Source organism: Hansschlegelia beijingensis, assembly GCF_045505405.1.
Lineage (GTDB): Bacteria > Pseudomonadota > Alphaproteobacteria > Rhizobiales > Methylopilaceae > Methylopila > Methylopila beijingensis_A.
The window spans coordinates 1-6,827 of sequence record NZ_JBJKEX010000151.1 but is presented as its reverse complement, the minus strand read 5'-3'; the positions used below and the strand labels follow the sequence as shown (position 1 = coordinate 6,827).

Here is a 6,827-nt window from a genome sequence, read left to right as displayed (position 1 = left end):
AGCGCCGGCTCCGACAGATAGGTGATGTGCGGCCGTCGCGCTCGAGCGCGTGCGGCTCGGCGCGGACGTCGACGAGGCGCGCCTCCAGGCCGAAACCGAGCGCCTGCGCGGCGCGTTGCTCACTTCCGTCAGCCACGACCTCAAGACGCCGATCGCCACCATCATGGGCGTGATCACGAGCCTTCGGAGCTATGGTCGCCTCTATGACGACGCCACGCGCGACGAGATGCTGGCGAGCGCCCAGGGCGAGACCGAGCGCTTGAACCGCTTCGTGGCCAACCTGCTGGACGTCGTGAAGCTCGACGCAGGCGGCCTCGCCGCGCAGTTCGAGCCGCTCGACGTCGGGGAGATCACCGGCGTGGCGCTGAGGCGCGCCGCCGCCGCGCTGGGCGGACGCACGGTGACGCTCCACTTTCCCGACGAGCCGCTGATGGCCGTGGGCGACCCCGTGCTGTTCGAGCACGCGCTGCTGAACATCCTCGAGAACGCGGGCAAGCACACGCCGCCGACCGCACGGATCGAGATCCGCGGCGCGCGCGAGGCGGACGGCGTCGCGCTCAGCGTGACCGACGACGGGCCCGGGATTGCGGCGGAGGACCTCCCGCACATTTTCGACCGCTTCTACCGTTCGGCCGCCGGCGACCGGAAGAGCCCCGGCGCCGGGCTCGGGCTCGCGATCGCCAGGGGGTTCATGCAGGCGCTCGGCGGCTCCGCGACCGCGGAGACGACCTCCTCCGGCCGCGGGGCGCGCTTCACATTGCGGCTGCCTGCGGCGGACGAGCCGGCCGCACCCCGGAGCGCGTCCTGATGGCATCAAGCCCGATCACGGTGCTGATCGTCGACGACGAGGCCCCGATACGGCGCTTTCTCAGGGCGACGCTGAACGTCAACGACTACAGAACGCTGGAGGCCGAGACCGCCGCCGAAGCCTTGCGGCTCATGCGCCATGTTCCGCCCGACCTGGTGCTGCTCGACCTTGGGCTTCCGGACAAGGACGGCCTCGACCTCATCCGCGAGATCCGCGCCGCGAGCCCCGTCCCGATCGTGGTCCTGTCGAGCCGCGGCGAAGAGGCCGCCAAGGTCACGGCGCTGGACCTCGGGGCCGACGATTACGTCACCAAGCCGTTCGGGACCGACGAGTTGATGGCCCGCATGCGCGCCGCGCTCCGCCACAGGCTGGCGAGCCGCGGCGCCGAGCCGATCTTCAGCGCCGGCCCCCTGAAGGTCGACCTCTCGCGCCATCTGGTCACCCGCGACGGCGCCGAGGTGAAGCTCAGCCCCAAGGAGTTCGCCATTCTGAAGGAGCTGATCGTGCATGCCGGCAAGGTTCTGACCCACCGCCATCTCTTCCGCGCGGTCTGGGGCCAGGACGACGGAGACCAGACGTCGCTGCGGGTCTTCATCCGCCAGCTGCGCGTGAAGCTCGAAGCCGACCCTGCGCGCCCCTCGCTGCTGTTGACCGAGCCCGGCGTCGGCTACCGGCTGGCGGGGTGAGCAGGCCGGAGCTTGTCGGCTGAAGCTCGCGCCTGCGCCCGGCGCGGCCAAAGTCTCAACGGACGTCGATCACGGTGGCCGCCCAGTCGATAAACACTCTGAGCCGCGGCGAAAGCTGCTTCGCGCGCGGATAGAGGATCGAGACCGGGCTCGGGGAGGGCGGAAAATCTTCGAGCAGCGGCTGAAGCTCGCCGGAGGCGAAATACTTCGCGAGGCGATAGCGCGGCGCCTGTATGAGCCCCAGTCCCGCCAGCGCCGCAGCCCTATAGGTCTCGGCGCCCGCGACCGTGATGCTGGCCGGCAGTATCATGGTGCGCAGTGACGCGCCGACGGTGAATTCGAGCGGCATGACCGTTCCTGTGGCGGAGGACCGGAACCCCACCATGCTGTGGCCTGCAAGGTCCTTGAGGCTGCGCGGGACGCCGCGCCGCGCGCAATATGCCGGCGACGCGCAGGTGACTTCCTCCAGCATGCCCAGCCGGCGGGCGATCATGTCGCTGTCCTTCAGGACGCCAACCCGGACCACGCAGTCGACGCCTTCGCGCATCGGGTCCACGAAGCGGTCGCCCTCGCTGAGGTGAAGCTCGATGTCCGGATAGGCCGCGACGAACTCGGGCAACCGCGGCACGAGATGGTGGCCGGCCAGCGTCCCGTGGACCTCGACGCGCAGCATCCCTCTGGGCTTCGTGCCCGCGAACGCGGTCTCGGCGTCTTCCAGGTCGGCGATCAGCTGCAGGCACCGGCCATAGAAGGCCTCGCCGTCGAGAGTCGGGCTGACATGCCGCGTGGTCCGCTGGAGCAAGCGGACCCCGAGGCGCGCCTCTAAGGCCTTGATCGCCTCGGTCGCGGTCGCTCGCGGCAACCCCAGATCCTCGGCGGCTCGGGTGAAGCTCCGCCGCTCGACGATCCGGGTGAAGACCCGCATGGCCTCATATCGGTCCATTGTTCGGAAATCCGAATGATGATGCCGGACTATACAGGATTATCTCCTGCATTCGTCGGTCCATCTTCCGCTCAGCGCCGCGTCACGCGGCCAGTGGAGGAGACGGGACATGACGGAGCAGAACCGGAAGAAGGTCGCGATCGTGACCGGCGCCTCGCGCGGCATCGGCGCCGCGGTGGCAGAGCGCCTCGCGACGGACGGCTTCACCGTGGTGGTGAACTACGCCGGCGGCCATAAGGACGCCGAGGCGGTCGTGGCCCGGATCAGGGCGCGCGGCGGCGAAGCCGTCACCGCTCAGGCCGACGTCAGCGATCCGGCCGCGGTCACCCGCATGTTCGACGCGGCGGAGAGCGCCCATGGCGGCGTCGACGTGCTCGTCAACAACGCCGGCGTGATGGCGCTGAAGCCGATCGCCGAGAGCGACGACCGGCAGATCGCAGTCAACCTGAAGGGCAGCTTCAACGCCATGCGGGAGGCGGCGCGGCGGCTGCGCGACGGCGGCCGTATCGTGAATTTCTCGACGAGCGTCGTCGGCCTCAAGCTCGAGACCTACGGCGTCTACGCGGCCACCAAGGCCGCCATCGAGACCATGACGGCGATCCTCGCCAAGGAGATGCGCGGCCGGGGGATCACCGTGAACGCGGTCGCGCCGGGCCCGACGGCGACGGCGCTGTTCCTCGACGGCAAGCCGCAGGATCTCATCGACCGCATGGCGAAGATGAACCCGCTCGAGCGCCTCGGCCAGCCCGAGGACATCGCCGCGACCGTCTCGTTCCTGGCCGGCCCCGACGGCGGCTGGGTGAACGGCCAGACGCTGCGCGCCAACGGCGGAATGGTCTGAACGAAGACCGAACGACCGGGCGTCCGTCCGGCCGTTCGCGGCGCCGATGCAATCGCGAAAGGCACAGCCATGAGCAAGGTCATCCTCATCACGGGCGCGTCCTCGGGCTTCGGGGCGCTCGCCGCGCGTCGTCTCGCGGACGCCGGCCACACCGTCTACGCGGCGATGCGCGCGACCGAGGCGCGCAACGCCCCCCAGGTCGAGGCCGCCCGCGCCTACGCGGCCGAGAAATCGGTCGACCTCCGCACCGTCGAACTCGACGTGCTGTCCCAGGAGTCGGCGGACGCCGCGATCGATGCGGTCCTCGCCGACGCCGGGCGGATCGACGTCGTGATCCACAACGCGGGCCATATGGTGTTCGGGCCGACCGAGGCCTTCACGCCGGAGCAGTTCGCCTCTCTCTACGACGTCAACGTGCTCGGAACGCAGCGGGTCAACCGCGCGGCGCTTCCTCATCTGCGCAGCCGGGGCGAGGCCCTGCTGCTGTGGATCGGGTCGAGCAGCGCACGGGGCGGCACGCCGCCTTACCTCGCGCCGTACTTCGCGGCGAAGGCCGCGATGGACTCGGTCGCGGTGTCCTACGCCGCGGAGCTGTCGCGCTACGGGATCGAGACGACGATCCTGGTGCCCGGCGCCTTCACCAAGGGCACCAGCCATTTCGCGCATGTCGGCGCGCCCGCCGATGAGCCGCGGGCCGCTGATTACGCGGCCGGCCCCTACAAGGGCGTGCCCGAGCAGGTCATGGCCCGGCTTGCCTCGCTCGAACCCCCGGACGCCGACGTCGCCGACGTCGCGCGCGCGATCGTCGAGATCGTCGACACGCCGCACGGCAAGCGCCCCTTCCGCGTGCATGTCGATCCCTCGCATGACGGCGCCGACGTCGTCTTCGCAGTCGGGGACCGGGTGCGCCGCGAGATGTTCCGCAACATCGGCCTCGAAGACCTGCTCGCGCCCCGCGTCCCCGCGTGAAGGCGGACCGCGGCGCCGGGCGGCGGACGCCGAGGAACCGAAGACCTCAGAGGCGATAGGAGACAGCAATGTCGAACGAGACCAGTAAAGCCTTCATCTGTAAGCCCGCACTCCCAGCGGCGGGCTCCATCATCTTCACCGGCGTCGCAGCGATCGTCGCCGCCGGGGCGGCCTTCGGGGCCCTTCACCTGGGCTTCGCGCCCTGGGTCATGTTCGTCGGCTGGGTCGCGTATTTCGTCCGCCCGATCTCGGCCGCGCAGGGCCTCAGGACCGGCCTGTGCGTCTGGCTCGGCGTCGGCATGGGCGCAGTCGCGGCGCTCGCGCTCGGCGTCCTCGGCCCGATGCTCGGCCAGGCGGCCATTCTTCCGGTGGTGTTCGTCGTCGCGTGCGTCGTGCTGGCTCTCCGTTCCGCGCCGCCATTCGACAATGTCGTGGCCTGGTTCCTCGGCCTGATCGCGTTCTTCGCGTCGCATCTCCCGCCGAGCCTGCTTTCGATCGCCGAACTCGGCGCCGCCGCGAGCGGAGGGATCCTGGCCGGCTGGGTCGCCCAGCGCATGCAGGCGCGGCTCGCTGGTCCGCACTGAGGGCGCTGCCCGGTGAGACGCGAAGGTCCGGGGCCGAGGAGCCGCCTTGGGGTCCTCAAGACAGCAGGATCTTACCCGGCCCGTGGCGTCCTGAGCCGCGGGCTTCGCTTCACGTGATCGACGAGCGCCCGCAGCGCGCCGGTCATGGTGCGCCTGCTGGGGTAGTAGAGAAAGAAGCCCGGAAAGGGCGGGCAGAACTTCTCCAGGACAATCTGCAACTCGCCTCTCGCGAGTTGAGGGCGAAACGTCTCCTCCATGCCGCATGTGATCCCGACGCCCGCGCAGGCGAGCCGGACCATGACGGCCATGTCGTTCGTCGTCACGCGAGGCTCGACCGCGACCGGGACGTCCCGCCCGTCGATCGTGAACTCCCAGCGGTAGGGCGCCACGTCGGGGCTGGGTCGCCACCCGATGCAATGATGCGCGACGAGCTCCCGCGGATGAGCGGGCGCGCCATGCCCGGCCAGGTAGTCAGGCGAGGCGACGATGATCTGCCGCTGGTCGCTCGATACGGGCGCCGCGATCATGTCGGCCTCGATCACCTCGCCAAGCCGCACGCCAGCGTCGAAACCTTCCGCGACGATGTCGAACTCGGCGTCCGTGACGAGGATGTCGAGTTCGATGTCGGGATGGGACTTCAGGAAGCCGCCCAGCACCGCTCCATCCAGAAAGCTCTCCGCGATCGACGAAACAGCGAGGCGCAAGGAGCCGCGCGGGCGGCGGCCCATCTCCCCGACGCTCTTCAGCGCCGCCCTGAGATCGGCGAGGCCCGGCGCCGCCGTCTCGAACAGCTGCGCCCCGGCTTCCGTCAGGCGGACGCTGCGGGTCGTGCGGTGAAAGAGCGCGACGCCGAGCTGGGCCTCAAGCTTCTGTATCGTCTGGCTCACGGCGGACCGGGTCACGCCCAGGCGATCGGCGGCGCGCCGGAAGCTGAGCAGTTCAGCGACCGCCACAAAGGTCGCGACAGCTTCGATCTCGTCCCTCATTGGTAAGAACAGCTAAACAACCAGTCCACGATCCGCAACTCGATACGGCCAACGCGCGTGCCTAGCTTTCGAATGTCGCGCCGGCGTCCTGCCGGCTGAAGTGAAGGAGAGACGGCAATGAACATGGCAGCGACCGGGAAAGTGATCGCCATCACGGGCGCCTCGAGCGGGATCGGCGAGGCGGCCGCCAAGGCTCTTGCGGCGGCCGGCGCGAAGGTCGTCATCGGCGCGCGCCGGACCGACCGGCTCCAGCGGCTCGCGTCCGAGATCGAGGAGGCCGGCGGGACGGTCCGCCATCGCGCCCTCGACGTCACCGATCGAGATGACGTGGCCGCATTCGCGCGCTTCGCGCAGAGCGAGTTCGGGCGCCTGGACGTCATGATCAACAACGCCGGCGTGATGCCCCTGTCGCCGCTCGCGGCCCTCAAGGTCGACGAGTGGGACCGGATGGTCGACGTCAACATCAAGGGCGTGCTCTACGGCATCGCCGCCGCGCTGCCGCTCATGGAGGCGCAAGGGTCGGGGCAGATCGTCAACCTGTCCTCGATCGGCGGACACCGCGTCTCGCCGACGGCCGCCGTCTATTGCGCGACCAAGTTCGCGGTGCGCGCCATCTCGGATGGCCTGCGGCAGGAGACCGACCGCATCCGGGTGACGGTCATCTCCCCGGGCACGACAACCTCGGAGCTCGCCGACTCGATCTCGGACGACAGCGCGCGCGAGGAGATGCGCGGCTTCCGCGCGGTCCAGATCCCGGCCGAAGCGATCGCCGCGAGCATCCTGTTCGCCGTCTCCCAGCCGGACGACGTCGACGTGAGCGAGATCGTGGTCCGGCCGACCGCGAGCCCGCACTGAACGCCCAGGCGCCGGCCAGCCGAGGAGAGCCCCGATGACGAAATCAGCCCCGCTCCGCACGACCGTGATGGTCGCAGCGATGGTCGCCGGCGCCGGTCCGGCCCTGTCGCAGCCCGGGGCGGACGACCGCCGCCAGCGCGGCGAGGAGGTCGTCC

The 6,827-nt window shown here is 70.0% G+C and carries 8 protein-coding genes; 6 read left to right on the top strand and 2 right to left on the bottom strand.

All coding sequences use genetic code 11. The annotated features are described in order from the left end of the window. The first annotated feature begins 49 nt into the window (after window positions 1-49). Both ACIKT0_RS10680 and ACIKT0_RS10675 read left to right on the top strand, forming a co-directional pair. The gene (locus tag ACIKT0_RS10680; protein ID WP_407105330.1) at window positions 50-808 is read left to right on the top strand and encodes a sensor histidine kinase; all 759 of its coding nucleotides are present in this window, start codon (window positions 50-52) and stop codon (window positions 806-808) included. Further along, window positions 808-1,494 (top strand): response regulator, encoded by a 687-nt coding sequence (locus ACIKT0_RS10675; RefSeq protein ID WP_407105329.1) that lies wholly within the window; start codon window positions 808-810, stop codon window positions 1,492-1,494. Before ACIKT0_RS10680 ends, ACIKT0_RS10675 begins: the two co-directional genes overlap by 1 nt. A 55-nt stretch (window positions 1,495-1,549) precedes the next feature. On the opposite strand, the gene ACIKT0_RS10670 is transcribed toward ACIKT0_RS10675, so the two are convergent. After that, entirely contained in the window at window positions 1,550-2,437 is an 888-nt protein-coding gene (locus ACIKT0_RS10670) for a LysR family transcriptional regulator (protein ID WP_407105328.1), read from the bottom strand. Window positions 2,438-2,546: 109 nt separating this feature from the next. Between ACIKT0_RS10670 and ACIKT0_RS10665 the strand changes: the two genes are divergently transcribed. From ACIKT0_RS10665 to ACIKT0_RS10655, 3 genes are all read left to right on the top strand, one after another. After that, window positions 2,547-3,278, top strand: a complete 732-nt coding sequence (locus tag ACIKT0_RS10665) for an SDR family oxidoreductase (RefSeq protein ID WP_407105327.1) — start codon at window positions 2,547-2,549, stop codon at window positions 3,276-3,278. A gap of 69 nt (window positions 3,279-3,347) precedes the next feature. Then, the gene (locus tag ACIKT0_RS10660; RefSeq protein WP_407105326.1) at window positions 3,348-4,247 is read left to right on the top strand and encodes an SDR family oxidoreductase; all 900 of its coding nucleotides are present in this window, start codon (window positions 3,348-3,350) and stop codon (window positions 4,245-4,247) included. A gap of 68 nt (window positions 4,248-4,315) precedes the next feature. Beyond that, on the top strand, window positions 4,316-4,831 hold the full coding sequence (locus tag ACIKT0_RS10655) for a DUF1097 domain-containing protein (protein ID WP_407105325.1): 516 nt from the start codon (window positions 4,316-4,318) through the stop codon (window positions 4,829-4,831). Between the two features lie 71 nt (window positions 4,832-4,902). Here ACIKT0_RS10655 and ACIKT0_RS10650 read toward each other — a convergent pair whose 3' ends face one another. Next, window positions 4,903-5,817, bottom strand: coding sequence for a LysR family transcriptional regulator (locus ACIKT0_RS10650; RefSeq protein ID WP_407105324.1), 915 nt, complete (start codon window positions 5,815-5,817; stop codon window positions 4,903-4,905). 123 nt (window positions 5,818-5,940) lie between these two features. On the opposite strand from ACIKT0_RS10650, the gene ACIKT0_RS10645 reads away from it, so the two are divergent. Continuing rightward, on the top strand, window positions 5,941-6,672 hold the full coding sequence (locus ACIKT0_RS10645) for an SDR family oxidoreductase (protein WP_407105331.1): 732 nt from the start codon (window positions 5,941-5,943) through the stop codon (window positions 6,670-6,672). Window positions 6,673-6,827 lie beyond the last annotated feature (155 nt).